Origin of the sequence: Curtobacterium sp. MCLR17_059 (genome assembly GCF_003234665.1) — a bacterium.
In the GTDB taxonomy this organism is placed as follows: Bacteria; Actinomycetota; Actinomycetes; order Actinomycetales; family Microbacteriaceae; genus Curtobacterium; species Curtobacterium flaccumfaciens.
In genome coordinates this window covers 22173-45543 of sequence record NZ_QKSU01000010.1, presented here as the reverse complement: position 1 = coordinate 45543, position 23371 = coordinate 22173, and the positions used below count along the sequence as shown (strand labels likewise).

At 72.7% G+C, this 23371-nt stretch carries 27 protein-coding genes; 8 read left to right on the top strand and 19 right to left on the bottom strand.

The genetic code is table 11. The features are described 5' to 3' along the window. Nucleotide 1: 1 nt before the first annotated feature. From DEJ12_RS13705 to DEJ12_RS13695, 3 genes are read right to left on the bottom strand one after another with little or no spacing between them, the layout of a single operon-like run. Nucleotides 2–961, bottom strand: coding sequence for a hypothetical protein (locus DEJ12_RS13705; RefSeq protein ID WP_258370498.1), 960 nt, complete (start codon nucleotides 959–961; stop codon nucleotides 2–4). Next, nucleotides 958–1920, bottom strand: coding sequence for an NAD-dependent epimerase/dehydratase family protein (locus DEJ12_RS13700; RefSeq protein ID WP_111030409.1), 963 nt, complete (start codon nucleotides 1918–1920; stop codon nucleotides 958–960). The genes DEJ12_RS13705 and DEJ12_RS13700 overlap by 4 nt, the downstream gene beginning before the upstream one ends. After that, nucleotides 1917–2564 carry a MerR family transcriptional regulator gene (locus tag DEJ12_RS13695; RefSeq protein ID WP_111030408.1) on the bottom strand — a complete coding sequence of 216 codons (648 nt, stop codon included), beginning with the start codon at nucleotides 2562–2564 and terminating at the stop codon, nucleotides 1917–1919. The genes DEJ12_RS13700 and DEJ12_RS13695 overlap by 4 nt, the downstream gene beginning before the upstream one ends. A 339-nt stretch (nucleotides 2565–2903) precedes the next feature. On the opposite strand from DEJ12_RS13695, the gene DEJ12_RS13690 reads away from it, so the two are divergent. Genes DEJ12_RS13690 through DEJ12_RS13675 form a run of 4 tightly spaced genes read left to right on the top strand, consistent with a single transcriptional unit; the run spans nucleotide 2904 to nucleotide 5981 of the window. Beyond that, nucleotides 2904–3473: an alternate-type signal peptide domain-containing protein gene (locus DEJ12_RS13690; protein WP_111033128.1), complete on the top strand. Its 570-nt coding sequence runs from the start codon at nucleotides 2904–2906 to the stop codon at nucleotides 3471–3473. A gap of 23 nt (nucleotides 3474–3496) precedes the next feature. Then, nucleotides 3497–4048, top strand: coding sequence for a hypothetical protein (locus DEJ12_RS13685; protein ID WP_111030406.1), 552 nt, complete (start codon nucleotides 3497–3499; stop codon nucleotides 4046–4048). Continuing rightward, the gene (locus tag DEJ12_RS13680) at nucleotides 4045–5313 is read left to right on the top strand and encodes a fibronectin type III domain-containing protein (protein WP_111030405.1); all 1269 of its coding nucleotides are present in this window, start codon (nucleotides 4045–4047) and stop codon (nucleotides 5311–5313) included. The genes DEJ12_RS13685 and DEJ12_RS13680 overlap by 4 nt, the downstream gene beginning before the upstream one ends. After that, nucleotides 5310–5981 (top strand): signal peptidase I, encoded by a 672-nt coding sequence (locus DEJ12_RS13675; protein ID WP_181433039.1) that lies wholly within the window; start codon nucleotides 5310–5312, stop codon nucleotides 5979–5981. The genes DEJ12_RS13680 and DEJ12_RS13675 overlap by 4 nt, the downstream gene beginning before the upstream one ends. Here the strand turns inward: DEJ12_RS13675 and DEJ12_RS13670 are convergent. Beyond that, a complete protein-coding gene (locus DEJ12_RS13670; protein WP_111030403.1) occupies nucleotides 5887–7068 on the bottom strand; it encodes an epoxide hydrolase family protein in 1182 nt (393 codons plus the stop codon). The genes DEJ12_RS13675 and DEJ12_RS13670 overlap by 95 nt on opposite strands. A gap of 93 nt (nucleotides 7069–7161) precedes the next feature. Between DEJ12_RS13670 and DEJ12_RS13665 the strand changes: the two genes are divergently transcribed. Continuing rightward, complete coding sequence (locus DEJ12_RS13665) at nucleotides 7162–7755, top strand: MarR family winged helix-turn-helix transcriptional regulator (protein WP_111030402.1); 594 nt, start codon at nucleotides 7162–7164, stop codon at nucleotides 7753–7755. Next, nucleotides 7752–8672 carry an NmrA family NAD(P)-binding protein gene (locus DEJ12_RS13660; RefSeq protein WP_111030401.1) on the top strand — a complete coding sequence of 307 codons (921 nt, stop codon included), beginning with the start codon at nucleotides 7752–7754 and terminating at the stop codon, nucleotides 8670–8672. Before DEJ12_RS13665 ends, DEJ12_RS13660 begins: the two co-directional genes overlap by 4 nt. Here DEJ12_RS13660 and DEJ12_RS13655 read toward each other — a convergent pair. From DEJ12_RS13655 to DEJ12_RS13645, 3 genes are all read right to left on the bottom strand, one after another. After that, nucleotides 8641–8958 (bottom strand): hypothetical protein, encoded by a 318-nt coding sequence (locus tag DEJ12_RS13655; protein ID WP_111030400.1) that lies wholly within the window; start codon nucleotides 8956–8958, stop codon nucleotides 8641–8643. The two genes, DEJ12_RS13660 and DEJ12_RS13655, sit on opposite strands and share 32 nt — an antisense overlap. Further along, nucleotides 8955–9224: a hypothetical protein gene (locus DEJ12_RS13650; protein ID WP_146244995.1), complete on the bottom strand. Its 270-nt coding sequence runs from the start codon at nucleotides 9222–9224 to the stop codon at nucleotides 8955–8957. Before DEJ12_RS13650 ends, DEJ12_RS13655 begins: the two co-directional genes overlap by 4 nt. 144 nt (nucleotides 9225–9368) lie before the next feature. Then, complete coding sequence (locus tag DEJ12_RS13645; protein ID WP_111030398.1) at nucleotides 9369–10190, bottom strand: hypothetical protein; 822 nt, start codon at nucleotides 10188–10190, stop codon at nucleotides 9369–9371. A 256-nt stretch (nucleotides 10191–10446) separates the two neighbouring features. Between DEJ12_RS13645 and DEJ12_RS13635 the strand changes: the two genes are divergently transcribed. After that, entirely contained in the window at nucleotides 10447–11046 is a 600-nt protein-coding gene (locus DEJ12_RS13635) for a TetR/AcrR family transcriptional regulator (RefSeq protein ID WP_111030396.1), read from the top strand. Nucleotides 11047–11058: 12 nt separating this feature from the next. Here the strand turns inward: DEJ12_RS13635 and DEJ12_RS13630 are convergent, their stop codons facing one another. From DEJ12_RS13630 to DEJ12_RS13580, 11 genes are all read right to left on the bottom strand, one after another. Next, a complete protein-coding gene (locus tag DEJ12_RS13630) occupies nucleotides 11059–12198 on the bottom strand; it encodes a nucleotide disphospho-sugar-binding domain-containing protein (RefSeq protein WP_111030395.1) in 1140 nt (379 codons plus the stop codon). A gap of 22 nt (nucleotides 12199–12220) precedes the next feature. Beyond that, on the bottom strand, nucleotides 12221–13591 hold the full coding sequence (locus DEJ12_RS13625) for an FtsX-like permease family protein (RefSeq protein WP_111030394.1): 1371 nt from the start codon (nucleotides 13589–13591) through the stop codon (nucleotides 12221–12223). A gap of 1 nt (nucleotide 13592) precedes the next feature. Continuing rightward, nucleotides 13593–14327 (bottom strand): ABC transporter ATP-binding protein, encoded by a 735-nt coding sequence (locus DEJ12_RS13620; RefSeq protein WP_111030393.1) that lies wholly within the window; start codon nucleotides 14325–14327, stop codon nucleotides 13593–13595. Beyond that, on the bottom strand, nucleotides 14324–15016 hold the full coding sequence (locus DEJ12_RS13615; RefSeq protein WP_111030392.1) for a hypothetical protein: 693 nt from the start codon (nucleotides 15014–15016) through the stop codon (nucleotides 14324–14326). The genes DEJ12_RS13620 and DEJ12_RS13615 overlap by 4 nt, the downstream gene beginning before the upstream one ends. 129 nt (nucleotides 15017–15145) lie before the next feature. Continuing rightward, nucleotides 15146–17971, bottom strand: a complete 2826-nt coding sequence (locus DEJ12_RS13610) for a LuxR family transcriptional regulator (protein WP_220034782.1) — start codon at nucleotides 17969–17971, stop codon at nucleotides 15146–15148. Nucleotides 17972–18043: 72 nt separating this feature from the next. Continuing rightward, a complete protein-coding gene (locus DEJ12_RS13605) occupies nucleotides 18044–18559 on the bottom strand; it encodes a MarR family winged helix-turn-helix transcriptional regulator (RefSeq protein ID WP_111030391.1) in 516 nt (171 codons plus the stop codon). Nucleotides 18560–18653: 94 nt separating this feature from the next. Further along, the gene (locus DEJ12_RS13600; protein WP_244993449.1) at nucleotides 18654–19010 is read right to left on the bottom strand and encodes a nuclear transport factor 2 family protein; all 357 of its coding nucleotides are present in this window, start codon (nucleotides 19008–19010) and stop codon (nucleotides 18654–18656) included. A gap of 60 nt (nucleotides 19011–19070) precedes the next feature. Next, complete coding sequence (locus tag DEJ12_RS13595; RefSeq protein ID WP_181433040.1) at nucleotides 19071–19562, bottom strand: nuclear transport factor 2 family protein; 492 nt, start codon at nucleotides 19560–19562, stop codon at nucleotides 19071–19073. After that, nucleotides 19555–20514, bottom strand: coding sequence for an alpha/beta hydrolase (locus tag DEJ12_RS13590; protein WP_111030389.1), 960 nt, complete (start codon nucleotides 20512–20514; stop codon nucleotides 19555–19557). Before DEJ12_RS13590 ends, DEJ12_RS13595 begins: the two co-directional genes overlap by 8 nt. An 82-nt stretch (nucleotides 20515–20596) precedes the next feature. Then, nucleotides 20597–21544 carry an SDR family NAD(P)-dependent oxidoreductase gene (locus DEJ12_RS13585; protein ID WP_111030388.1) on the bottom strand — a complete coding sequence of 316 codons (948 nt, stop codon included), beginning with the start codon at nucleotides 21542–21544 and terminating at the stop codon, nucleotides 20597–20599. Continuing rightward, nucleotides 21537–22136, bottom strand: coding sequence for a type 1 glutamine amidotransferase domain-containing protein (locus tag DEJ12_RS13580; RefSeq protein ID WP_220034783.1), 600 nt, complete (start codon nucleotides 22134–22136; stop codon nucleotides 21537–21539). Before DEJ12_RS13580 ends, DEJ12_RS13585 begins: the two co-directional genes overlap by 8 nt. An 89-nt stretch (nucleotides 22137–22225) precedes the next feature. Between DEJ12_RS13580 and DEJ12_RS13575 the strand changes: the two genes are divergently transcribed. Beyond that, nucleotides 22226–22609 carry a helix-turn-helix transcriptional regulator gene (locus tag DEJ12_RS13575; protein ID WP_111030386.1) on the top strand — a complete coding sequence of 128 codons (384 nt, stop codon included), beginning with the start codon at nucleotides 22226–22228 and terminating at the stop codon, nucleotides 22607–22609. Here DEJ12_RS13575 and DEJ12_RS13570 read toward each other — a convergent pair. Next, nucleotides 22606–23352, bottom strand: a complete 747-nt coding sequence (locus tag DEJ12_RS13570; RefSeq protein ID WP_111030500.1) for an NADPH-dependent F420 reductase — start codon at nucleotides 23350–23352, stop codon at nucleotides 22606–22608. The two genes, DEJ12_RS13575 and DEJ12_RS13570, sit on opposite strands and share 4 nt — an antisense overlap. Nucleotides 23353–23371: the final 19 nt, after the last annotated feature.

The window sequence follows — 23371 nt, the reverse complement described above, 5'->3', positions numbered from 1 at the left end:
GTCAGTGCAGTCGCGCCGCCGGAGCGGTGCGGGCACGGAGCAGGCGGGCACGGAGCAGCACGGCCGCGCTCGCAGTTGCGGCGAGCACGACGAGTGACCACGCCACCGCGCCCACCGCGCCGGCGGGGTGGACCACCGACTGTCCGACCGCGGCCTGCACAGTGAGGAGCACGGTGCCCGCCGCCCACGCGACCGCGACGACGACCACGATCCGCACCTGCGTGGTCGGGTGTGCCAGCCACGGCAGGCGCCGTCCGGCGGCGGCGACGAGGAGTGCCACCAGCGGGAGCACCTGCAGGGCGTGCATGCCGACGAAGTGGGCGACCCGGTAGTCACCGCCGACGGTGCTCCACCCGAGCAGTGGCACCCCGGGGCCGCCGTCCGCGATCCCCACCGTGTGGGCGCCGACGATCCCGTCCGGGGCGCTGAGCTGGGTGGGGGTCGGGCCGGTCATCAGGAACGCGACCCCGATGCCGCCGAGCGCGATGACGGCACCGGCACGGACGGCGACCGTCAGTGCCGGGGTGGGCAGGCGGAGGAAGAACAGCGCGATCGAGGTGACGAAGGTGCAGAGGTAGAGCGTCGTGATCGCCACCGCCATCACCGCCCACACCACCACGTGCACGCTGTTCGACACGTTGAAGTGGCTCGTCGTGCCGGTGGCGGCGGCCCACACGATGAGCACCTGTTCCACCACCAGGGCCACGGCGACCACGGTGCCGAGTCGGCGAGCCAGCGTCTGCCACTTCGGCAGGTGGGCGATGAGCCACGCCCACGTGACGGCGTAGAGCAGGATCGACAGCGAGAACTTCAGGGGCTTCATCCACGCCGGTGCTCCGAGGATGGTCCGGGGATCCACGACGAGTCCGACGAGGCAGACCGCGGTGGACACGACCATCAGGCCGGCGACGGCCATGAGTGCCGGGTGCCACGTGACCGCTCGGCGGACGGCGGCGATCACCGGGTCACGCTCCGGGCGTGCAGCAGGGCGGCGGCCACGACGTCGGCGGTGGGGGTCGGGTGCACGCCGAAGGTCTGCTCGAACGCCGACGAGTCGAAGACGTAGGGGTCGGTGTACTGGTACCGCAGCTCGAGCGTCTCGCGGGCGGACGTGTTGAACAGGGCACCGAAGCGCAGCGTGGCCGACGACATCACGGCCGTGCGAGCGGCGGGTGCCCCGGCGAGCTCGACGTACTGCCGCCCGGTCAGCGCCGGGGCGGTCGGCAGGTGCCAGGTCCGGCCCGTCGCACGGTCGTCGGTGCCGAGGACCACGAGCGCGTCGCCGATGTCGGTCGTGGCGGTGAGGGAGTGCGGCTGGTCGGCGTCGAGCAGCCAGGTCGGGCGCTTGCCGGCGGCGATCCTGTCGACGACGAACCCGTTGAACACGCTCGTCGTCGCCCCGGGGCCGGTGAAGTCGGCGCTCCGCCCGATGGTGACGGCCAGTCCGCGTTCGGCCGCGGTCCGCAGCTGTTCGAGGGCGGCCGCGCGCACCGCACCCTTCCGGCCGGAGGGGTTGATCGGGGTCGCCTCGGTCATCGGCCCGGACACGCGGCCGTAGGCGTAGACGTTGTCGAGGTACACCAGGTGGGTGCCCTCGGCCAGGGCTGCCTCGACGACGTTGTCGACGATCCGCGGCCACTGGTCGGCCCAGACCCCCGACGAGTACGGCAGTCCGGCGACGAGGTACGCGACGTCGGCGCCGTGCAATGCGCGGCGGACGGCGGTGGGGTCGAGCAGGTCGGCGATGAGGTGTTCGGGGGTGGCGTTGGCGCTCTCGCTCTCGTTGTTGCCTGCCGTTGCTGGTGTCGACGGGCGCCGGCCGACGGACACGGCGGTGACGTCGTGCTCGCGGAGGGCTCGGAGCGTCTCGCGCCCGACGACACCGTTGCCGCCCAGGACGACGTGCAGCGGAGCGGTCATGCGCCGGCCTCGTCCGCCTCGGCGACGGGGAACAGGTCGTGGGTGGCGTCCTGCTGCGCCAGGCGCCGGAGTCCTGCGAAGAGCGGATCGCCGAGGACGGTGCCGATCACCATCAACTCCGCCATCGCGGTCCGGCCGTCGCGGTCCTGCAGCGCGGCGACGTCAGCACGTGCCGCGCTCGCCGCTGCCGACACGTAGGCGTCGAGGTAGTCGTCCGGAGCGTCGAACCCGATGGTGCGCAGCCCGTCGAGCGCCCGGGCCGCGGTCTCGAGTCCCGGGTTGTCCGACGTCGCGCACCAGCCGGCGGTCGACACCCGTTCCTCGATCCGGGTACGGGCCTCCGGGGTCGCCTCGGGCTCGGGGGAGCGCGGGGTGGTCATCGCGTACTGGGCGACGGCGAAGACCTCGGCCAGCGGTGCGGTCTCGGCATCGAGCACGGCCAGGACCTGCTTCGTCACGGCGACCGAGAGCCCGCCGGTCTCCAGGAGTGCCCGGACGAGCCGGACCCGTTCGACGTGCCGGTCGTCGTAGGCGGTCTGGTTCGGCGCCGACTTCTCGCCGGGAGGCAGCAGGCCTTCGCGTTGGTAGTACTTGACGGCGGTGACCGGCGTGGACGCCGCTCGGGCAAGTTCAGATATTCGCACTATCGGAGAGTAGCGGTATCTACTTGTGTCCACAAGGCTCTCGCCTCCGAGTGAGCAGGTGAGGGTGTGTCAACCTGCCAGTCTGCCTGTGCCTCCGCGCAGATCGGCACGCGGGGCATTGTCATGTCATACTCAGCGAAGCAGCACGACCGGCCGTCGGCGGGTCCCTGCTCGCAGGGCTTCGTCTCCTGCACTTGCCGCTCCCAGCAGGTCGAGCACCACGTTCCCCGGTCGATGCGCCGCGCCCTTCCCCGGGGCGTGGCTGCCAGCAGCTCATCGAGCTGTCCGCTCGCACGTGGTCGACGCAGATCCGACGTTCGACGTCGCAGAGAGCACACCATGAAGAAGATCATCACCGCCTCGATCATCGGCGCAGCGGGCGTCGCCCTCCTGCTCGGAGGCGCCGGCACCTTCGCGCTCTGGAACTCCAGCGCCGAGACCGCCGGGGGCACCATCGTCGCCGGCGCACTCTCGATCAAGCCGACCACGCAGGCGGCGAGCTGGACCGTCAACGGCGGGTCGCCGCTCTCGACACTGGACGGCTACCCGATCGTGCCGGGCGACGTCGTCACCTACTCGCAGGACATGGTCGTCACCGCGAACGGCAAGGGATTGAAGGCCACCCTGGCCGTGGACCCGGCATCGGTCGAGGCCACCTCGACGTCGGCTCCGGCGGACGTCGCGCTGGCGAAGTACCTGTCGGCGAACGCGGTGCTCACCGCGTCCGGGGACGGGGTCTCCGGTGCTGCTGCGCCGTACACGGTGACCGGGCAGACCGGCTCGCAGCAGGACGTCCGCGTCGGCGTGACCATCGCCTTCCCGAAGAGCACCACCCCCGGTGTCGAGGACGGCACGCAGAACGGGTCGGTCGACCTCGACGCCATCGCCGTGACCCTGACCCAGGCGTGAGCCGCCGGCGCCGAGGGGGCGCGATGACCGGCTGGCCGACGGCGACGTTGCTCGCCGCCGCCGCGGTGGGGATCGTGGCGGTCGTCGCCATCTCCACCGACGGTGGCACGTTCGCCCTCCTCAGCGCCCGGTCCTCGACCGAGCCCGCGACGATCACCGCCGGGTCCGCGGACCTGTCGCTGAGCAGTCTCGCGCTGCCGTCCGCACCGCTCTACCCCGGTGCCACCGAGTTCGGCGTGGTCACCGCGACGAACACCGGCGACGTCCCCCTCGACCTCGGCGTCGCGATGGCGCGAGCCGGCACGACGACGTCGGCCTCCGGTGTCCGCAGTGACCTGCAGGTGACCGTCGGTGCTGCGACGTCGGCGGCCGTGTGCCGGGCCGGCAGCGTGCGCCCCACGTGGTCCGGCACGCTCGACTCGACCTCGCCGCGGTCCGCGGGCATCGCACTGCCCCCGGGTGCCGCCGTCGTCCTCTGCCTCGCCGTCGCGATGCCGGCCGACGCAGCCGCCTCGCAGCAGGGCCTCTCCACCGACTTCACCACGACCATCAGCGGGACGCAGGCAGGATCATGACCGACCGCACTCCGCGTCGACGCGTGCTCCTGCTCGGAGCGACGGCCGCCGCGGTCGTCGCGCTCGAACTCGTGAGCGGCGGGACGGCGTGGGCGACGTGGACCGCCCCGGCACAGTCCGTCCGGGCCGCCGCGACGACCGGCTCCGTCTCGGTCGGCATCCGCGGCGTCGAGGACCTCGCCACCACGTACTCCTCCGCCGCGCTGTCCCACACGGCGCTCGTCACGGTGTCGAACTCGGGGTCCGTCCCCGCCACCACCTCGTTGTCGCTCGCAGCGACCGCCGGATCCGCGGTGTCGAGCGCCGTCCGGATCGACGTCTGGCAGTCCACGAACGCCAACCCCTGCTCCGGTGCTCCGTCGAGTGCGGCGATCACCGGTTCGGGCACGACGATCGCCCCCGTGGTCGCCACCCTCGCCGCCGGCGCGAGCCGTTCGACCTGTGTGCGGACGTCCGTCAGCCAGGGCCAGCGCTTCGACCTCTCCGGAGGCTCGACCACCCTGGACGCGACCGTCACCGCCCGTCAGGGGGCCTGGGTCGGCACCGCGCACGCCCGCGCCGCCCAGAACGTCGCCGACACCGTCACCCCGTCGGTGCCGTCGAAGACCGCCGAGACCGACAGCAGCATCACCGTCACCTGGGCAGCGCCCGCGGACGCCAGCGGCATCGGTTCCTACGCCGTGTACCGGGACGGCGTCCTGGTCAGCGTGACGTCGGCGTCCGTCCGGTCCTTCACCGACACCGGTCTGCAGGTCTCGAAGTACTACGCGTACACGGTGCGAGCGGTCGCCAGCGGGACGGGCGGCCACGCGTCGCCGTCGTCTCCCGGCATCCAGCACGCCACCGGCTGGTACACGTCGACGAGCCGGTACGTCCTGCGGAACGACGCCACCGGCACGTGCGTCGCGAGTGGTGGGTCGGCGTCCGGCTCGCCGATCACCACGACGTCCTGCACGACCAGCGCGACGCAGACCTGGCGCTTCACGCCCGAGGATGACTGGCTCCGGATCACGTCTCCGTCGAACCCGTCGCTGTACTGGGACGCCCCGAGTGACCGCTCCGCCCTGCTCCGTCCCGACAACGACATCAGCGCCCAGAAGTGGACGGCCGAAGCGGTCGGCGCGGGCAGTGGGCTCTTCCGGTTCCGCAACCGGAACGACCTCTGCCTGACGGCGTCGAGCGGGTCCGCCACCGCCAACCCGATGACGGTCGCCGACTGCAGCACGTCCGGACTCCAGCTGTTCTCCCTCCGGGCCACGTCGTGACGACCGCAGTGTTGCAGGCGAAGCCGGAGCGGGAGCCGCAGCCGCAGCCGCAGCCGCAGGGTGCCCGCTGGTCGAGCGCCCTCCGGCTGCTGGGGCAGACGGCCGCGGTCCTGCTCCTGATCGCCGTGGTCGGGCTCGCGGCGCTGGCGATCCTCGTGCCGCGGATCACCGGTTCGGTGCCGCTCACCGTGCTGACGAGCTCGATGGAGCCGGGGATGCCACCGGGCACCCTGGCGGTCGTCCGCCCGGTGGACCCCTCGGACATCGGTGTCGGCGACATCGTCACCTACCAGATCCGGGTCGATCGGCCCGGCGTGATCTCGCACCGCGTGGTCGCCGTCGCGATCGGCGCCGACGGTCGCCGCCTGTTCACGTTCAAGGGCGACAACAACTCCGCCGTCGATCCCGAACGGGTCGTCGCCGCGCAGGTCATGGGGCGGGTCTGGTACTCGATCCCCGGCCTGGGGTTCGTGAACACCGCCGTCGCGGGCGACGCGCGCGCCTGGCTCGTGCCGACGCTGGGCGGCGTGATGATCGGCTACGCCCTGCTGCTGGTGATCCGCTCGGTCGCCGTCACCGGAGCCCGCGGAACGTCGCACGGACGTCGTCGACGAGCAGCTCCGGCTGTTCGAGCATCGCGAAGTGGCCGCCGCGCGCGACCTCGTTGAAGAACACCAGGTCCGTGTACCGGCGCGCTGCCCAGCGGCGCGACCGGCGGACGTACTCGCCGGGCATGATGCTCAGCCCGACCGGCAGGGTCAGTGGTTCCTCGACGGTGCCCGGGGTGGCCCAGCCGGTCCGCGTCGCCTCCCAGTAGATGCGCGCCGAGGACGCAGCGGTGTTCGGCAGCCAGTACAGCAGGACGTCGTCGATGATCTCGTCGAGCGGGAAGAGCCGTTCGGCATCGCCGTGTTCGTCGTGGGAGCCGCCGACGTCCTGGAACATCGCGTAGATCCACGACGCCAGCCCGACGGGGGAGTCCGCCAACGAGTACCCGATGGTCTGCGGGCGGGTCGACATCTGCTGCGAGTAGGCCGACAGCTCCTGCCAGTAGTGGCCGCTCTCCTGCAGCATGACCTGCTCGTCGGGGGAGGCGTTCCGGGCTTCGTCGTCCGTCGGCATGAACAGCGCCATGTTGAGGTGGATCCCGGCGAGCCCGATGTCCCCGGCGGCCTGCAGTGCCGCGAGCTCCGCGGTGACGGTGGCGCCGAGGTCGCCGCCCTGGGCGAACCAGTCCGTGTACCCGAGCCGGGACATCAGTGCCGACCAGGCCCGCGCGGTCCGGGCGGTGTTCCACCCGGTCGTCGTCGGCTTCCCGGAGAAGCCGAAGCCGGGCAGGCTCGGGATCACGACGTGGAAGGCGTCCGCCGCGTCGCCGCCGTGCGCCACCGGGTCGGTGAGCGGACCGATCGCGTGGCGGAACTCCAGGACGGAACCGGGCCAGCCGTGGGTGAGCAGGAGCGGACGGGCACCGGGGACGGCGGACCGGACGTGCAGGAAGTGGACCTCGAGCCCGTCGATGTGGGTCGTGTACTGGCCCCAGCCGTTCAGCAGCGCCTCGGTCCGGCGCCAGTCGTACTCCGTCGTCCAGTGTTCGACGAGGGCGCGGATCTTCTCGAGTCGGGGTCCCTGCGAGGTGTCCCCGACGGTCTCGGCATCGGGCCAGCGGGTGGCCAGCAGACGGCGGCGCAGGTCGTCGAGCTCCACCTGGGGGACGTCGAGGGTGAACGGGGTGATGGCTGCGGTGTCCGACATGGGGTCCTCGGCTGCTCGGCGTCAGGGCGGCTGTCCGTCTTGATCGCAGATGATCTTTGCACAAGACGATCTTGTTCCGGTACGGTCTCCGGTATGGACAGTCCGACGCCGACAGACGCACTCCCCGAGATCGACTGGGGTGCCGAAGGGATCGAATCCGAACTCGGGTGGGCGCTGCCGCTGGCGCTCCAGGGCTTCACACGGCTGGGCAGCGAGGCGGTCGCCGACGTGCCGGGAGGTCCCCGTGGTTACCAGGTGCTCGTCGCGATCACCAGCGAGGAGCCGTCGTCGCAACTCGGGCTCGCGCAGCGCCTCGGGATCGACAAGACCCAGATGACCTACATCGTCGACGCGCTCGAGGCGGGCGGGTTCGTCGAGCGCCGCCCCGCCCCGACCGACCGGCGGGTGCGGCAGGTCCACCCCACCGACGCCGGCCGTGCCCTGCTCGCCCGGACGCGGTCCGCCCTGCGCGGCGCCGAGGGCGTGCTCATGCGGCACCTCGACGACGACGAACAGGCGACGCTGCGCCGGCTGCTGGCCCGCGTCGCGCTCACCGCCGGGCTCGGCACCGCCGGACCGGACCAGGCGGACCCCACGTTCCAACACCCCCTCGCCGTCCCGGAGCGATCCCGACGGCGCACCGCGACGACCACGTCGACGACCACTGCAGTGAGGCCCCGCCCATGACCACCACCATCCTCGTCGCCGGCGCCACCGGCGACCTCGGGCACCGCATCGTCCGCGAGCTCACCCAGCACGACGTGCGAGTACGGGTCCTCACCCGGCCCGGCAGCACGACCGCCGCAGAGCGCTTCGGCGACGGCCCCCGTGTCGACGTCGTCGCCGCCGAGTACGGCGACCACGACGCCCTGACCCGGGCCGTGAGCGGCGCCGACGTCGTGGTCTCCGCCGTCAGCGGGACCCGTCCGGTGATCGTCGACGCCCAGCGCGCGCTGCTCGCGGCGACCGTGGCGGCGGGCGTCCGGCGGTTCATCCCGTCCGACTACTCGGCCGACTACCGGCGGATCGCACCCGGCACCAACCGCAACTTCGAGCTGCGGCGCGAGTTCGCCGCCGACCTCGACGCTGCCCCGGTGCAGGCGACCTCGATCCTGACCGGCATGTTCACTGACCTGCTGACCGGCGAAGCCCCGATGATCCTGTTCGGCCGTCGGCTCGTCCTGTTCTGGTCGTCGGCGGACCAGGTGCTCGACTTCACCACGAAGGACGACGTCGCCAGGGTCACGGCGCTCGCCGCCCTGGACGACGATGCTCCGCGGGTGATCGAGATGGCGGGCGACCAGGTCACCGCACGCGACGTCGCACGCACCATGAGCGAGCTGACGGGGGAGCGCTTCCGGCTGCAGTGGGCCGGCACCACCGGGACCCTGTCCGCAATGAGCGCCGTCGGCAAGCGCCTGTCGAAGGACCCCGACGAGACGTTCCCGGCATGGCAGGGGATGCAGTACTTCGTGAGCATGTTCAGCGGGCAGGCGCAGCTGCACCACGTCGACAACGACCGCTACGGCGTGCAGTCGTGGACGAGCGTCCGTGACGTGCTCCGCGCGCACCTCAGTGGACAGGGCCACCCGGGGACGGACTGACGGGCGCGGTGTGCGGTCGTCGGCGACGGAGCAGGAACACGAGCCCGACGACGACGACCGGCACCAGCGCGAGTGCGGCGAGCCAGACGAGGACGTCCCACTCCGGTGAGAGCGGCACGCCGAGCGTGCTCGACGAGGTCCGCCAGACCTGGTCGCCGGGCCCCTCGTGCTCGTCGGCCCCGGTAACCGGGAACAGCAGCGCCGTCACGATCGCCCAGCCCACCAGCACCGCGACGGCGATCAGCGTCCACGGACGCGGATTCGCCGCAGGACCCGTGCTCGTCATCGGACGGCCCTGCCAGACCGGGCCGCCCGGACGATCTGCCAGACGCAGACCGCGAGCACGACGGCGCCGGTGACAGCCGCGACCCACGTGCCGGCGACACCGATCATCGGCGTGGTCGTGCAGGAGCTCGTGCCCGCTCCGGGGACGGCGTCGAGACAAGTGGTCGTCTGGACCACCAGCAACATCGACACCGTCACGGTGACGACCACCGCGATCGTGGCCCACCCCACCACTCGTTCCACCGTGCGCTCCGTCCTGCCTGCCATCGGTGGCTCAACCATGCCGCACGCCGGGCCGGACGGGTGTCTCGATCCGGCAACGAATCGGCCGTGCCGACAGGCGGACTGGAGGCCCGGTGCCAGCTGGCACCGGGCCTCCAGTCCGTCAGCCGCTCGCGGTGACTGCATCGCTCACGCCACGACGGCGGCCGGCGGCACCGGTCCGACGATCGCCGCGACGTCCCGTCGCCGTGCGGCGCCGGTCCGCACCCCGTGCGCCACCGACAGGGACACGGCTGCGGCGACGATCCACGCACCCAACGTGAGGAGCGCGCCCGTCGCGCCAGCCCCGTCGAAGTAGCTGAACCCCGTGACGGCGCCGAACGCGGCACCCGGCGGGAGGGCCTGTCCGACGGTGGCGAGCACGGGTGGCAACAGGTGGGTGCTGATCGTCGCACCGCTCGTCGCGTTGCCGAGGGTTGTGAAGAGGAGCGTCGAGACGATCACGCCCATCGGTCCGACGATCGAGGTGATCGCCATCGTGGACAGCGAGACGGCGACGGCGAGGAGCGAGAGCACCACGATCACGGCGCCCGTCGCTGCGGGGACGGCGCCGTCGATCGGCCCGGCGATGACGGCGACCACCGCGGCTGCGGCGATGCTCCCCACCACCGTGACGACGATCCGGGTGCGGAGGCGCGCGAGGGCGCCGAGTGAGTTCATGACCTGCGCCAGGATGAACGCCGCCAGGGTCGTGCCGAAGACCAGGTAGAACCCCGCGATGCCCTGGGCATCGTTCGTCGCGAGCGGGACGACGTCCTGTGTGCTGGTGACGGAGGCACCGGCGCCGGCCGCGACCCCGGAGAGCATCGTGGTCGCGGCGGTCGTCGCGCTCCGTCCCTCGGCGCCTGCCGTGTACAGGGACCAACCGTCGCTGCCGGGGACGAGGGCTGCGACCGCGTCGCGGGACCGGACGAGGTCGCGTGCGTCGGAGGGGGAACCGGCGGTGCGCACGTCGGCGGTCGCCGAGCGCCTCGCCCGCCGCGTCGGCCACCTGGGTGCCGACGACGGCGATGGGCAGGTGGTGGGGTGTCGGGGCCTTCTGCAGGCCGATGTACAGGCCGGCGAACGCTCCGGCGACGGTCATCGCGACCAGGATCTGGGTGACGAGGACGGGCAGGACCCGGCGGACCGGGGGGAAGCCGGCGGGCTTCGCAGCGTTGTTAGTAATCGATTCATTACTCATGGAATCGGATGATACCCTCACGGCATGGAGACAGCAAGGGGTCCGGTCCCGAAGGGTGCGGAGCGCATGGCCGGCAGCCAGCGGCGCGAGGCCACCCTGACCGCGGCGGCCGCCGTGTTCGCCCGGCAGGGGTACCACGGCGCGACCACGGAGCGCATCGCCCAGGCCGCGGGCATCAGCCAGCCGTACGTCGTCCGGATGTTCGGCTCGAAGGAGAACCTGTTCCTCGCCGTCGTCGACGGGTGCCTCGAAGCCGTGCTCGACGCGTTCCGGGCGGCACTCGACGACGGGCAGCCGGGCACCGTCGCGTCCCGCCTCGGCGCTGCGTACCGTGCGCTCGCGACCGAGGACGGCGTGCACCTCATCGTGATGCAGTCGTACATGCTCGGTGCCGACCCCGTCGTCGGACCGGTCGCCCGAGACGGCTTCACCCGGATCCTGCACTTCCTGGTCGAGGAGGCCGGGCTGTCGGAGTCCGCGGCGGAGTCGTTCCTGGCCAAGGGGATGCTCATCAACACGCTGCTCGGCATCCGGCTCGGGGACCAGGACGACCCGCTCGCGCAGCGGTTCACCCAGACGGTGTTCGGCCCGGACCCCACAGGACCCGGGCCGACCGACCGCTGACGAGCGTCGTCGTCAGGCGACGCGCTCGACCCGTTCGACGAGCTCCCTGACGGCGTCCGTCGCGCTCGGGCGCTGCGCGGTCTCGTCGCCCAGTCGCCGTGCCGCGGCGAAGTGACTGCGCTCCGCGAGCATCCGGTGCACCGCAGGACCGACCGCCGACGGCTCGTCGACCACGACCGCGACACCGGCCTCGGCGGCACGGGCGGCGTTGATGAACTGGTCCGCGCCCTGCGGGAGCAGCACCATCGGCACGCCCACGCTGGCCGCGGCGAGCGCCGTGCCGGCGCCGGCCGCTGCGACGACCAGGTCCACGCCCTCGAGCAGCTCGCGCATCGGGCGGAACGGCACGAAGTGCACGTGCTCGCTGTCGTCGAGGCGCTCGCCGATGACCCCGACGGTCGCCACCAGGTCGGCCTCGTCGGGCTGGAACCCGTCGAGGATCGCCGTCAGCAGCGCGGCGTCGCCGAAGACCGTGCCGAGGGTGACGAGCACCCGCGGTCGTCCTCCGCGCACCGAGACCGGTGCGAGCGGCTCGGCGGCGGCGGCGGTGTCGGGTCGGCTGTGCGGTTCGGAACGGAACGGGATCGTGACGGGCGGCTGCGTCCACCCGGGTGCCTGCAGCGACACCGGCGTCGGGTCGAGCAGGGCGATGGGCGGGGTGGGCACCACTGCTCGCTCGGCGTAGCGGGGGAGGACGAGCTCGGCCATCGGGCGGCGGAACTCCTCGGGGACCTCGGGGCCGAAGGCGACGATCGCGTACGGCACGCCGAGTTCCGCGGCGACGAGCGGTCCGACCAGGTCGACGGCGTCCGCGACGACCACGTCGGGCGCCCACCCGCGCGCTGCGCGCTCGGCGTCGTCGGCGGTCAGGTCGACGCGGGTGCCAGCGAAGAACTCGGCGACGGCCGCCGGTTCGGGCCGGTTCGCGGGGTCGCTGCCGGGGATGCGGCGGGCCACCTCGGCGAACAGGTCGGGAGGCATGGGTCCGGCCGCCAGGACCGGCACCGTGGGCAGTTCGGTCGCCATGGGCTCGCGCATCCCACCACTGGTGAGCAGGGCGACGTCGTGGCCGGCCGCCTGTGCGGCACGGGCGAGCGGGACGAGGGGCAGGAGGTGTCCGAGTGCGGGGACGCCGGAGAAGAGGATGCGCAAGAGGGGTCTTCCTGGTTCGGGGTCAGTCGGCGGCGAGGACGAGCGGGATGCTGCGTCTGCGTCCCGCGAGGAGGGGGATCGTGCCGGCGGCCACCATGAGCACGAGGCTCACGAGGGCGGCCGGAAGGGCGGCTCGCAGACCCAGGTGGGGCTGCGTGCCGGGGACGGTGACCGCGAGCGCGACGGCTTGTCCGCAGCCGGTCAGCACGAGGACGACGGCGGCGACGAGGACCGCGGTGCCGACGAGGATGACGGACTCCCAGGCTGCGCGGGCGAGCACGGTGGCGCGGGACCCGCCGGCGGCCTCGACCAGCGCGGCCTCCTGCTCGCGGGTGCGTCCGGCCATCAGGACGGTGGCGGCCGCGCCGAAGAGCGAAACGAGCAGCGGCCCGCCGAGCATGAGCAGGACGCTCTGCAGGTCGAGTCCACCACCCGATGACGACCCCGTGGTCCGGTGCACGGCGTCACCCAGGGTGTCGAAGCCGGCGAAGAGGCTTCCGGGCAGGGCGATCGTGATGACGAGCGCGCTCACCGTGGCGCTGCTCCGGTCGACGGAGAACGCGGCGGCGTTGCGTGCGAGGAACCACGATGCCGATCGGTGCGTGGGCACCACCGCGGTCCATGCCCGGAGGGCGACCGGGAACACCGCGTGGCCGATCGCGGTGCAGGCCGCCGTCAGGAGCGGCCCGATCAGCAGCACCTGGCCACCGGTCCGGACGCCGGCGTCGACGATCGAGCTGGTCAGGAGCCCGGCGAGCAGCAGTGCGACGGCACTCGCGGCCCAGCGGGTCCAGGTCGTCCGGGTGCGGACGGACTCGGGCTCCCGCAGGACCTCGATCGGGCGGACGAGACCGGCTCGGCGCGACGGCCGGAGACTGCTCAGGACGACGACGAGCGTCACCGCGAGCACGACCGCGACGGCGCTGGTCGGTCCGAACCCTTCGTCGAGGTCCCGGAGCCCGTCGGACTCCGACAGCCCGAAGTGCAGGAACGCCGGCACGAACGGGGCCACGACGAGGCAGCCGATCGTGCTGCCGACCAGTGCCACGACGGCGAGCTGCAGCCGGACGACGACCGTGACCGTGCGGGACGGCACCCCCACCAGCTGCCAGAGCGCGTAGCCCCGCCGCTGCAGGTCGATCGTCAGGCGGGTGACGCTGCCGAGGACGGCGGTGACGGCGATGATCGTCAGCACGACGACGAGCGAGGCGAGCGTGGCGAGGCCGCCGGCCCGGAGCAGGTCCGTCGGCCTGCCTGACCCGATGAGCGCGAAGCCGGTCTCGAGCATCCCGGCCGCGATGGCGGCAGCCGCCGCGGTGGCTGCGCTGACGACGAGTGCGCCGATCCAGGTGCCGGCGTTCTGCCGCAGGTCGCTCAGGACGAGTCGGAGCACGTCAGGCCTCCTGCGCGGCGGCGGTCAGTGCTTCGAGGACCGCGGCGGCGTCCGGGTGCGCCAGCTCGCGGTGCACGGCCCCGTCGCGCAGGACGAGCACACGGTCGGCACGCGCAGCCGCTTCGAGGTCGTGCGTGACCATCACCACCGACCTGTCACCGTCGGCCACCCGGCGCAGCAGGTCGAGGACCGCGTCACCGGCGGTGGTGTCGAGCGCGCCGGTCGGCTCGTCGGCGAACACGACGTGCGGTTCGGACGCCAGGACCCGGGCGATCGCGACCCGCTGCTGCTGCCCGCCGGACAGCGCGCCCGGTCGGTGGTCGCCGCGGTCGGCGAGTCCGACCGAGGCGAGCGCCGCGTCGACCTGGTCCGCGGAGACCGGCCGGTGGGCGAGGCTGGCGGGCAGCGCGATGTTCTGCCGCGCGGTCAGCGACGGGATGAGGTTGAAGGACTGGAACACGAAGCCGACCGTCGAACGGCGGAGTGCCTGCAGTTGCTTCGGTCGGAGGGTCTCGAGGCGTTGCCCGGCGATCGACACCGATCCGCTGTCGTAGGGCTCGAGGGCGGACAGGCAGTACAGCAGCGTCGACTTGCCGGAGCCGCTGGGGCCGACGACGGCGACGAACTCGCCCGGCAGCACGGACAGTGAGACACCCCGGAGCACCGGGACCCTCGACTGTTCCGGCCCGGGGAACGACTTCGTCAGGTCGTGTGCCTGCAGGAGGGGTTCGGTCATGGTGTCAGTCCGTCTCGTTCTCGTCGTCGTTCTCGGATGTCGGACCGCAGGATGCCGAGGACCCGCGCGTACCGACGCTCCTGGTAGATCCCGTGCACAGCGGCGAGCAGGACGGCAGTGACCACCCCGGCGGCCAGGGACCCGGACGGCGCCCACGTGCTCGCGGTCAGCAGTGCCGCCCCGGCACCGGCGACGATGCAGTTCACGACCGCGATCGCGCTCGACAGCGTGAAGAACACCCCGCGCCAGGACAACCGGAGCCCGATGTCGAGCAGCTCGTTCGGCGCGATCCGGTCCTCGGGCACCGGGAAGTACCGCGGGACGCCGGGCAGGATCGTGCCGTACCAGCGGCGGATCCGCTGCATCGCGGCGAGGGCGACCACGTCCTCCAGCGAGGTCTGGACGAGTCGCTCGTAGGTGAAGACCCCGAGCAGCACGACGACCGGGATCACCACGGCGAGGTAGCCCGTGGCGAAGTCGGTGTCGGCCAGGAACCCGAACGCCACCAGGGCGCTCGACAGTGTCGTCAGGTAGATCGCGGCCCGGGTCGACGACTCCGAGACGGTGATGCCGCGCGCGGTCTGGAGCACGAAGTGCTCGGTCACGAGGGCCGTGAAGAACGCGCTCGGCGCGTCCGGCAGCCGCGCAGCCGCGTGGTCGGCGGTGTCGTCGGCGGAGCCTTCCGGCATGGGCGCCTCCCGGTGGTCGTCGTGGTCGCGACCCGATGCCGGGTCGCCGCCACGAGGCTCGCAGCTGGTCCGCCCACGGTGCATCCGTTGCGTGACGTAACCCGTGCCTCCAGGTCGTCGCCCGGTGCGTCAGTCCGTCGGACCGGACGCTGCCAGCGCGGCCGCCAGCTCGGTGCGACTCGTCACGCCGAGCTTGGGGAACACCTTGTACAGGTGGGTGCTGACGGTGCGGTGCGACAGGTAGATGCGGTCCGCGATCTCGCGGTTCGTCATGCCGGCGGCGGCGAGCCGCGCGATCTGCAGCTCCTGGGGTGTGAGCCGTTCGCGTGTCGGCGCCGTCGTGCTGTCGGCCCGTTCCGGGGCCTCGCCGGCTGCGCGGAGTTCCGCCGCGGCGCGGGCGGCGAAGCCCGCGGTGCCGGCGGCGTCGAACGCGTGGAGCGCCTCGCGGAGGTGCAGCCGTGCCTCGACCACCCGGCGCTCGCGGCGGAGCCACTCGCCGAACAGCAGCTGGGTCCTCGCCAGTTCGACCGGGGCGTCGGCGAGGCGACCGGCCTCGATCGCGCGGGCGTAGAGGGACTCCGGGTCCGCGCCGCCCGCGCCGTCGGTGTCGGTTCCCGTCGAGTCCGTGCCCTCGGCGAGCAGGGCCCGGCTCCGCACGACGAGGGCGGTCAGGTGTGCGGACCCGGTGGTACGGGCGACCGCCTCGGCCTCGGCGACGTTCTCGACCACCGAATCGGGTCGACCGCCCCGGACCGCGGCCTCGGTGCGGTCGGCGATCGCCCACAGGGACCGGGTCGCGTGGACGGTCATGTGCGTGAACTCGATCTGGGCGTCCCGGTGGCGCCGCTGACCGAGGGCGACCAGTCCCGCTGCCCACCGCGCGTCGGCGCTGGCCAGGGCGAGCCGCCCGCCGTGCGCGAACTCCGAGCCCTCGCGCAGGGCGGCCAGCGCGGCCTCGTCGTCGCCGAGCAGGGCGTGGCCCCGGGCGAGCGTGGCGTAGGCCATCCCGGCGATGAGCGGGAGCTGGACGTCGCGGGCGATGCGGACGGCGTACTCGGCGTCGGCCAGGCCGTCCCGCACCCGCCCGCGCAGCATGAGCACCGTCGCCCGGCCGCGGAGCGCCTGGGCCTCGTCGGCGACGGCGCCGAGCTGGTGTGCACGCTCGTACGCAAGCTCCCAGCACGTCAGCGCGGTCTCGAGGTCCTGCTGGGACTCGGCGGCGATCGCGAGGGACGCCATCGCGAGCGGCTGCTCGGTGAGCTGCGGCACCAGGTGTGCGAGTTCGGTGCGCAGGTGGTGGGCGGAGCCGAGTGGCGCCAGCACGGCGAGGGCCACCGACTTCAGCGGGCTCGCCGAGCGTGTCGCGAGCAGGGCCGCCTCGATGTCCTTCCACTCCGATCGCGGCAGGTTGCGGCCGCGGGCGTTGAGGGCCGCCGCCCAGAGCACCCGCACGAGCCGGTCCGCGTGCTCCGGGCCGGCGAGCACGGGCCGGATCCGGCGGAGTTCGATGCGTGGTCGACCGGCAGCACCCGTGGTCAGGCTCAGCACCGTCTGCGTGACGGCGGTCTCGGTGACCGTCTCGGGGTCGGCGGCGAGGGAGTCGACCTGCTCCAGGAGCTCGATCGCCTCGGCCGTCATGCCGGCGGCCCGTGCGGTCTCGGCAGCCCGGCCCAGCCGACGTGCCCGACCGGTGACCCCCTGCGACAGGGTGGCCGCACGCTCGTAGGCCCGGACCGCCTCGGGGCGGGCACCCCGTTGTGCCGCGCGGTCGGCGGCGGTCTCGAGGTCGGCGGCGATGGACTCGTCCCGCTCGAACGTCGCCGAAGCCCGGTGCCAGGCGGCGCGCATGCCGTCGGTGACCACCGACGCGAGTGCCCGGTGCGCCGCGGACCGTGCAGCGGCCGAGGCGTTGCCGATCACCGCCGAGCGCAGGAGCGGGTGGCGGAAGCGCAAGGAGACGAGGTCGGTGCGGAGGAGCCCGAGTTCCTCGAGCGGCTCGAGGTCGTCGACCCCGAGGTCCATCGTGCGGGCCGCCGCCATGACGTCCTGCAGGCCGGCGTCGTCGGCCGCCGCGGCGAGCAGCAGGAACGAGCGGCTGCCGGACGGGACGGCGGCGACCTGCTCGAGGAACGCCTGCTCGAGCCGCCGCGTGGTGGGGAGCCGGGACGCGATGGTGGCCGGGCCGCCCGTGGTCCAGGTGACGGGCAGTTCGTGCAGGGCGAGTGGGTTGCCGCCGGCCTCGGCCAGCACCCGTCGCCGGACCGAGGTGGACAGGGTGCCGGCGTGGGCGTCGAGCAGGGCCTCGGCGGCGTCGTGGGCGAGCGGTCCGAGCTCGAACCGCGTGAAGCTGCACGGGGGCACGGCGTCCGGGGCGTGTCCGGTCCGGACCGCCGCGATGACGACGACCGGGGTGTGCGTGAGCCGGCGTCCCACGAAGTCGAGCACCTCGGTGGTGGACCGGTCGAGCCACTGCAGGTCCTCGGCGCGGACGAACACCGGACGGTGCGACGCGGCCTCCTCGAGCAGCCCGAGCGTCGCGGTGCTCACCAGCAGGCGGTCCGGACTCGGGCCGTCCTCGACCGCGAGGGCCGTGAGCAGTGCGGTGCGCTGGCGCGGCGGCAGGGCGGACGCGAAGGGGAGCAGTGGGTGGAGCAGCTCGTGCAGGCCGTCGAAGCCCACGCTGTTCGCCCCCTGGATGCCGGTGCAGGTCAGCACGCGGAAGCCGGTCCGCCGCGCGTGCCGCTCGACGGCGGCGAGCAGCGTCGTCTTGCCGATGCCCGCCTCACCCTCGACCAGGACCGCGGCGCCGCGCTCTGCCGCTTCATCCTCGGCCGCCCCGTCCGCAGTCACCGCCGCGGCGTCGTCGAGCAGGCGCGTGAGGGCCGCGAGTTCGTCCGCGCGGCCGAACAGTGCACGGTCGGGGAGCGGCGGTGACACGGCTCGTTCGGCGTCCACACGCTGCCCTTCGCTCGTTTAGGTGATCTTTCACCTAAGTTACGTCGCGCTGGTGCGTGAGGGCAAGCGGAGCTAGGGGTGGTCGGCCGGTCGGGGCAGGGTGCCGTGCTCGAGCACTGACTCGTACACGCGCTCGAGCACGTCGGCGAAGCCCGCCAGCTCGTCCTCGCGCAGGTCGCTGAAAAACATGTCCTTGACGAGTTCGGTGTGGCGCGGCGTGGCTTCGCGGAGCGTCCGCCAGCCCGTGTCGGTCAGGGCGACGGCGGTGGTGCGCCGGTCGTGCTCGCTCCGACGGAGTTCGAGGAACCCGCGTTCGGCCATGCGTTTCGCGTGGTGCGAGGCACGGCTGCGCTCCCACCCGATGCGGGTCGCCAGGGCCGACATCGTCATCTCGCCGCCCGGCTCGCTCGTGAGGGCGACGAGGACGTCGTAGTCGGCGAGCGAGATGTCGCTGTCGGCGCGCAACTGCCGGTTCATCTCGTACCGCAGGCGCAGCTGGAGCTTCATGTAGGCGTACCAGGTCCGCACCTGCTCGGCGCTCATGTAGGCGTACGGGGACTCCGGGGGCACCTCGTGCTGCATCGACATCGCCCGTGTCCTCCTGCCTCGCCCACCGTCCAGACGCCCGACCATCATCGCAGGGTGCGTGACACTGCGGCGGGTCGGGCGTCTGCGGGTGGGTTCAGCTGGTCAGCAGCGTGTAGACCTTCGCGATGCGGTCACCCTCGACGAAGCAGATGTCCATCCCGGACACGACGGGCGGCGCTCCCTCCGGTCCGAAGTGCCAGGCGAGGTACCCCATCCCGTGGTTCTCGTAGACCGGGCCGGCCGGCGAGAACACGAACCCGGGAGCCTCGTCGAGCAGGCGCTGCGCCTTGGTGTGCAGGGCGTCGTGGCCGGTGACGACCTCGTCGGGGTCCAGGAACTCGACGTCGGGGGCGTAGGTCCGCTCGATGGCGGCGCGGCGGCGGTCCGGGTCGCGTTCCCCGAACACCTCGAACAGGTTGGCGTGCATGAGCGATTCGAGCGGTTGCGACATGGTGTCTCCGTCGGTGGTCGGTGGTCGGTGGTCGGTGTCGGTGTGCGGTGGCGGTCTCAGTCACGTGTGCGACGGGGACCGGTCGGTCCAGTCGAAGACGAGGTCCCGGTGGGCGATCGCCCACGCGCCCTCGACCCGGACGAACCGGTCGAGGTAGCGGATGGACATCGTCAGGAGCACCCGCTCGCCGCCGTCGTGCAGGACGTGGAACGCGACGCAGTACGTCTCGCCGTCGGCGGTGTCGGGCCCCGTGAACCGGATCGTGGACTGGCCGTTGAGGTACGTCGTCACGTCGTACCGGGCGATCAGTCCGGCGAACGTCTCGGCCAGGTGCGCTCGACCGTGGATCGTGTCGACCGGCTCGTGCGAGGAGGGGTCGCCCTCGTACAACACGACGACCCCGTCCTCGGTGAACACGGACGCCTCGAGCACGGCGTCGCGTCGGTCGGCCCCGCGGGCGTAGGTCGCCAGCAGCGTCCGGATCTCCTCGCGCGCGACGAGCGTCTCGAGCGTCTCCGGGGTGCTCGCGCGGGCACGCTCCTGCTCAGGCAAGGGCGGCACGGAGCGACGCGGTGGCGAGCATCAGCGCGTGCTTCGCGGCCTCGGTGTCGTGCAGTGCGTTCACCATCACGAAGTCGTGGACGATACCGCCGAAGCGGGCGTTCGTCGCCTTGACGCCGGCTTCGCGCAGGCGTGCCGCGAAGGCCTCGCCCTCGTCGCGGAGCACGTCGGCCTCACCGGTGATGACGAGGGTGTCGGGCAGCGTCGCGAGCACCTCGAGCGGTGCGCGGAGCGGCGACACCGTGGGCAGGGCGCGCACGGCCTCGTCGGTCGTGTACTGGTCCCAGTACCACTGCATGCCGGCTCGGGTGAGGAAGTAGCCCTCGGCGAACTCCTCGTACGAGCCGGTGTCGAACGCGGCGTTCGTCACCGGGTAGAAGGCGACGAGCTTCACGAACTCGACGTCCCCGCGCTCGGCGGCGAGGAGCGCCAGGGCGATCGCCATGTTGCCGCCGACCGAGTCGCCCGAGACCGCGAAGCGCGAGGCGTCCAACCCCTTCTCGCCGCCCTCCTTGACGACCCACTGGGCTGCGGCGTAGGACTGCTCGAGCGCGACCGGGTGGCCGACCTCGGGGGAGCGGTCGTACTCCGGGAACACGACGGCGGCGTTCGACCCGATGGCGAGGTCGCGCACCAGGCGGTCGTGGGTGTGGGCGTCGCCGAAGACCCAGCCGGCACCGTGCACGTACAGGATCACGGGCAGGTTCGCGGTGGTGCCGGCTGGCTTGACCAGGCGGATCTTCACGGTGCCGGTGGGACCGCCCTCGATCTCCAGCCACTCCTCGTCGACCTCGGGCTTGAAGATCGGGGAGTCCTGCACGGAGTCGACCGCCTTGCGTCCCTCGGCGGGCGGCAGGTCGTTCAGGAACGGCGGGTTCGACGTCGCGTCGACGAACTCCTGGGCGGCGGGCTCCAGGGCGATGTGCTTCGGGTTTCCGGTCATGGTGGGCTCCTCGTGGGTCGCTGGTGACGGATGGTGCGTGGCGTGCTCCACGCTGACAGGAGGCCCGTCCCGGCAGCATCCGTCAGGTGACGTATCCGGAACCCAGCGTCCAGAGCCGCTCCGCGGCACCGTGGTCCAGCGCGTACCGCGCCACCCCGCGGTCGTGGCCGGTGCCGTCGTCGAGCACGGGCGACTCCTGGTTGTCCTCGAAGTACCGCCCGGTCACGCCGGCGACCAGAGGGGAGGCGACCAGCAGTGCCGACGTCGCCGCGCCCTGCGCCGCGGTCTTGAAGAACGGCTGCTCGATCCGGTTGCCGTCGTCGTCGAGTGCGCCCATCGCCCGGAGCGTCGCGTCGTCGAGGTGGCGCTGCAGCCGGGTCGTGATCCAGCCGGGCATGACCGCGTTCGCGGTGACGCCGTGCTCCGCCCAGCGGTCCGCGACGCCCACCGCGAGGAGCACGTCGGCCGTCTTCGACTGCGCGTAGGCGGCCCACCGGTCGTACGGACGCACGGCGAAGTGCGGGTCCTCGAAGTGGAACGGGGAGCGCAGGTGCGCGGTCGAGCTCACCGTCACCACCCGGGCGGACCCGGCGGCGAACAGGTGTTCCCGCAACCCGAGCAGCAGGGCGAAGTGGCCGAGGTGGTTCGTCGCGAGCTGCATCTCCCAACCCGATGCCGCGAGTTGCTTCTCGGGCAGGGCCATCACGCCGGCGTTGGCGACCACCCCGTCGACCGTGCCCTGCCACGCGTCCGTGAACCGGCGCACGGAACCGAGGTCGCTGAGGTCGAGCGCACGCGGCACGACCCGGCCACGGGCCTCCAGGTCGGCGAACGCCGCGTCCGCGCGGGCCGTGTCGCGCACCCCGACGACGACCTCGGCTCCGGCACCGGCGAGGGCGCGGGCGGTCTCCGCGCCGATGCCGGAGGCGCCGCCGGTCACCAGGTACCGGCGGCCGTGCAGGTCCACGTCGGCGAGGACGTCGGCCGCGGTGGCGGACGCGGAGAAGGGGGTGCGGACGGGGTCAGACATCGTCGCGCTCCGTCCGTACCGTGGCGAGCCGCTCGAGGATCCGGGCCAGCTGCTGCGGCATGTCGCCGGGCTTCCGGGCGGTGACGAACTGGCCGTCCTCGACGACCGGCTCGTCGATCCAGGTGCCGCCGGCCGCACGGACCTCGTCGGCGACCTCGTGCCAGGACGTCAGGCTGCGTCCGTCGACCAGCCCTGCGGAGGCCAGGACCTGGGGTCCGTGGCACACGGCACCGATGAGTCGGCCCGTGGCGGCGAAGTCCCGGAGGAACGCCAGGGCCTCGGGGACGGTCCGGACCTCGGCCGGGGCCAGGCCGCCGGGGATGAAGACCGCGTCGTAGTGCTCGGCGGTGGCGTCCGCGACGCGCTGCAGCCCGGTCCGCAGGGACAGGCCGACGTACCCGGTGACGGTCCCGCCGTCGGGCGTCAGGACGTCGACGTCGTAGCCGGCCTCGACGAACCGGTAGTAGGGGTAGAAGAACTCGACGTCCTCGACGCGGTCCGCCGTGACGATCGCGATGCGGCCGATGGGCGGTCGGTCGGCGCGGATCGCGGCACGGTTGTCGGTGACGCGGGGGTCGGTGGTGGTGGGCACGGTGGTCACTCCTTCGGTTCCGAGGTCGTTGCCTCGGCTTTGTTTGACAAGCATCAAACCGTTGGGATCATTCCTGATAGGTTTGATGCATGTCAAACGAAGAGCCGAAGGTCGGGCACGATCCCTTCCCGCTGCCCGACGTCGACGACCTCGAACTCGTTCGGGTCCTCCGGGCGGCCGGTGACCCCGCGCGACTCGTGATCATCGAGCGACTGTCGGACGGCGACTACCACCCGTGCAACCTCACCGACTACCGGCTCGACATCCACAAGACGACGCTCTCGCACCACTTCAAGGTGCTGCGCGAGTCCGGACTGACCCGGACCCGTGTGACGGGACGCGAGCACGCCGTGCAGCTGCGCCGGGACGCGCTCGAGGCGCGCTGGCCCGGGCTGCTCGACACCCTCGTCGCGGCTGCGGTGCGGGACGACCCCGAGGCGCAGGCGGCGCCCGGGGTGGCGGCCGCGGGCTAGCGGCGAGTCGCTGCCGCCAGGGCGGCGGTCATGCCGGCCCGGTCGTGCCGCACGCCGTACGCCGGCTGGTCGCGTTCGTACCGCCAGCCCTCGCTCAGCGGTCCGACGTCGACCACGTCGAACCCGAACCGGTCGAGCAGCTCGGTGACGACGGCCTTCGCGTCCGCGTCGTCCCCGGCGACGGTCAAGGCTCGGCGCCCGGGCGTTCCGGCGGGGGACCCGTCCGTGGTGACGTCGGCGGCGCCGAGGTTGTTGAACGCCTTGACGACCCGGGCGTCCGGCAGTGACCGCTGGAGCAGCTCGGAGGTGGTCTGCACCGCACCCTGCTCGAGCTCGTCCACCGGTCCGAAGAACTCCGGGTAGTAGTTGCCGGTGTCGACGACGACCTTGCCCGCGAACGCCTCGGCCGGCAGGTCCCGGTAGCCGTTGATCGGGATCGAGACGACGACCACGTCACCGGCCCGGGCGGCGTCGGCGACGGTGGCTGCTCCGGCACCGGGGGAGAGCTCGTCGATCAGGGACTCGAGCGTCTCGGGCCCGCGGGAGTTCGCGAGGACGACGTCGAGACCGACGGCGATCGCGCGGCGGGCGATCTGCGCGCCGACGTTGCCGGCGCCGATGATGCCGAGGGTCTCGATGGGGGTGGTGGTCATGGTCCGTGCTCCTGACGTGGTTCGGGTGGTGTCCCGCCAGGATCCGTGGTCCGGCCGGTCGGGGGCATCCGTCGGACGACGTAACCGCACCACGGCGGCTCCGCCGTCC

Excerpts from the sequence above, each read along its gene's own strand:
- DEJ12_RS13700 (WP_111030409.1), bottom strand. The coding sequence starts at position 1,920 with ATGACCGCTCCGCTGCACGTCGTCCTGGGCGGCAACGGTGTCGTCGGG.
- DEJ12_RS13690 (WP_111033128.1), top strand. The coding sequence starts at position 2,904 with ATGAAGAAGATCATCACCGCCTCGATCATCGGCGCAGCGGGCGTCGCC.
- DEJ12_RS13685 (WP_111030406.1), top strand. The coding sequence starts at position 3,497 with ATGACCGGCTGGCCGACGGCGACGTTGCTCGCCGCCGCCGCGGTGGGG.
- DEJ12_RS13680 (WP_111030405.1), top strand. The coding sequence starts at position 4,045 with ATGACCGACCGCACTCCGCGTCGACGCGTGCTCCTGCTCGGAGCGACG.
- DEJ12_RS13670 (WP_111030403.1), bottom strand. The coding sequence starts at position 7,068 with ATGTCGGACACCGCAGCCATCACCCCGTTCACCCTCGACGTCCCCCAG.
- DEJ12_RS13665 (WP_111030402.1), top strand. The coding sequence starts at position 7,162 with ATGGACAGTCCGACGCCGACAGACGCACTCCCCGAGATCGACTGGGGT.
- DEJ12_RS13660 (WP_111030401.1), top strand. The coding sequence starts at position 7,752 with ATGACCACCACCATCCTCGTCGCCGGCGCCACCGGCGACCTCGGGCAC.
- DEJ12_RS13655 (WP_111030400.1), bottom strand. The coding sequence starts at position 8,958 with ATGACGAGCACGGGTCCTGCGGCGAATCCGCGTCCGTGGACGCTGATC.
- DEJ12_RS13650 (WP_146244995.1), bottom strand. The coding sequence starts at position 9,224 with ATGGCAGGCAGGACGGAGCGCACGGTGGAACGAGTGGTGGGGTGGGCC.
- DEJ12_RS13635 (WP_111030396.1), top strand. The coding sequence starts at position 10,447 with ATGGAGACAGCAAGGGGTCCGGTCCCGAAGGGTGCGGAGCGCATGGCC.
- DEJ12_RS13620 (WP_111030393.1), bottom strand. The coding sequence starts at position 14,327 with ATGACCGAACCCCTCCTGCAGGCACACGACCTGACGAAGTCGTTCCCC.
- DEJ12_RS13615 (WP_111030392.1), bottom strand. The coding sequence starts at position 15,016 with ATGCCGGAAGGCTCCGCCGACGACACCGCCGACCACGCGGCTGCGCGG.
- DEJ12_RS13605 (WP_111030391.1), bottom strand. The coding sequence starts at position 18,559 with ATGTCGATGCAGCACGAGGTGCCCCCGGAGTCCCCGTACGCCTACATG.
- DEJ12_RS13600 (WP_244993449.1), bottom strand. The coding sequence starts at position 19,010 with ATGTCGCAACCGCTCGAATCGCTCATGCACGCCAACCTGTTCGAGGTG.
- DEJ12_RS13590 (WP_111030389.1), bottom strand. The coding sequence starts at position 20,514 with ATGACCGGAAACCCGAAGCACATCGCCCTGGAGCCCGCCGCCCAGGAG.
- DEJ12_RS13585 (WP_111030388.1), bottom strand. The coding sequence starts at position 21,544 with ATGTCTGACCCCGTCCGCACCCCCTTCTCCGCGTCCGCCACCGCGGCC.
- DEJ12_RS13575 (WP_111030386.1), top strand. The coding sequence starts at position 22,226 with ATGTCAAACGAAGAGCCGAAGGTCGGGCACGATCCCTTCCCGCTGCCC.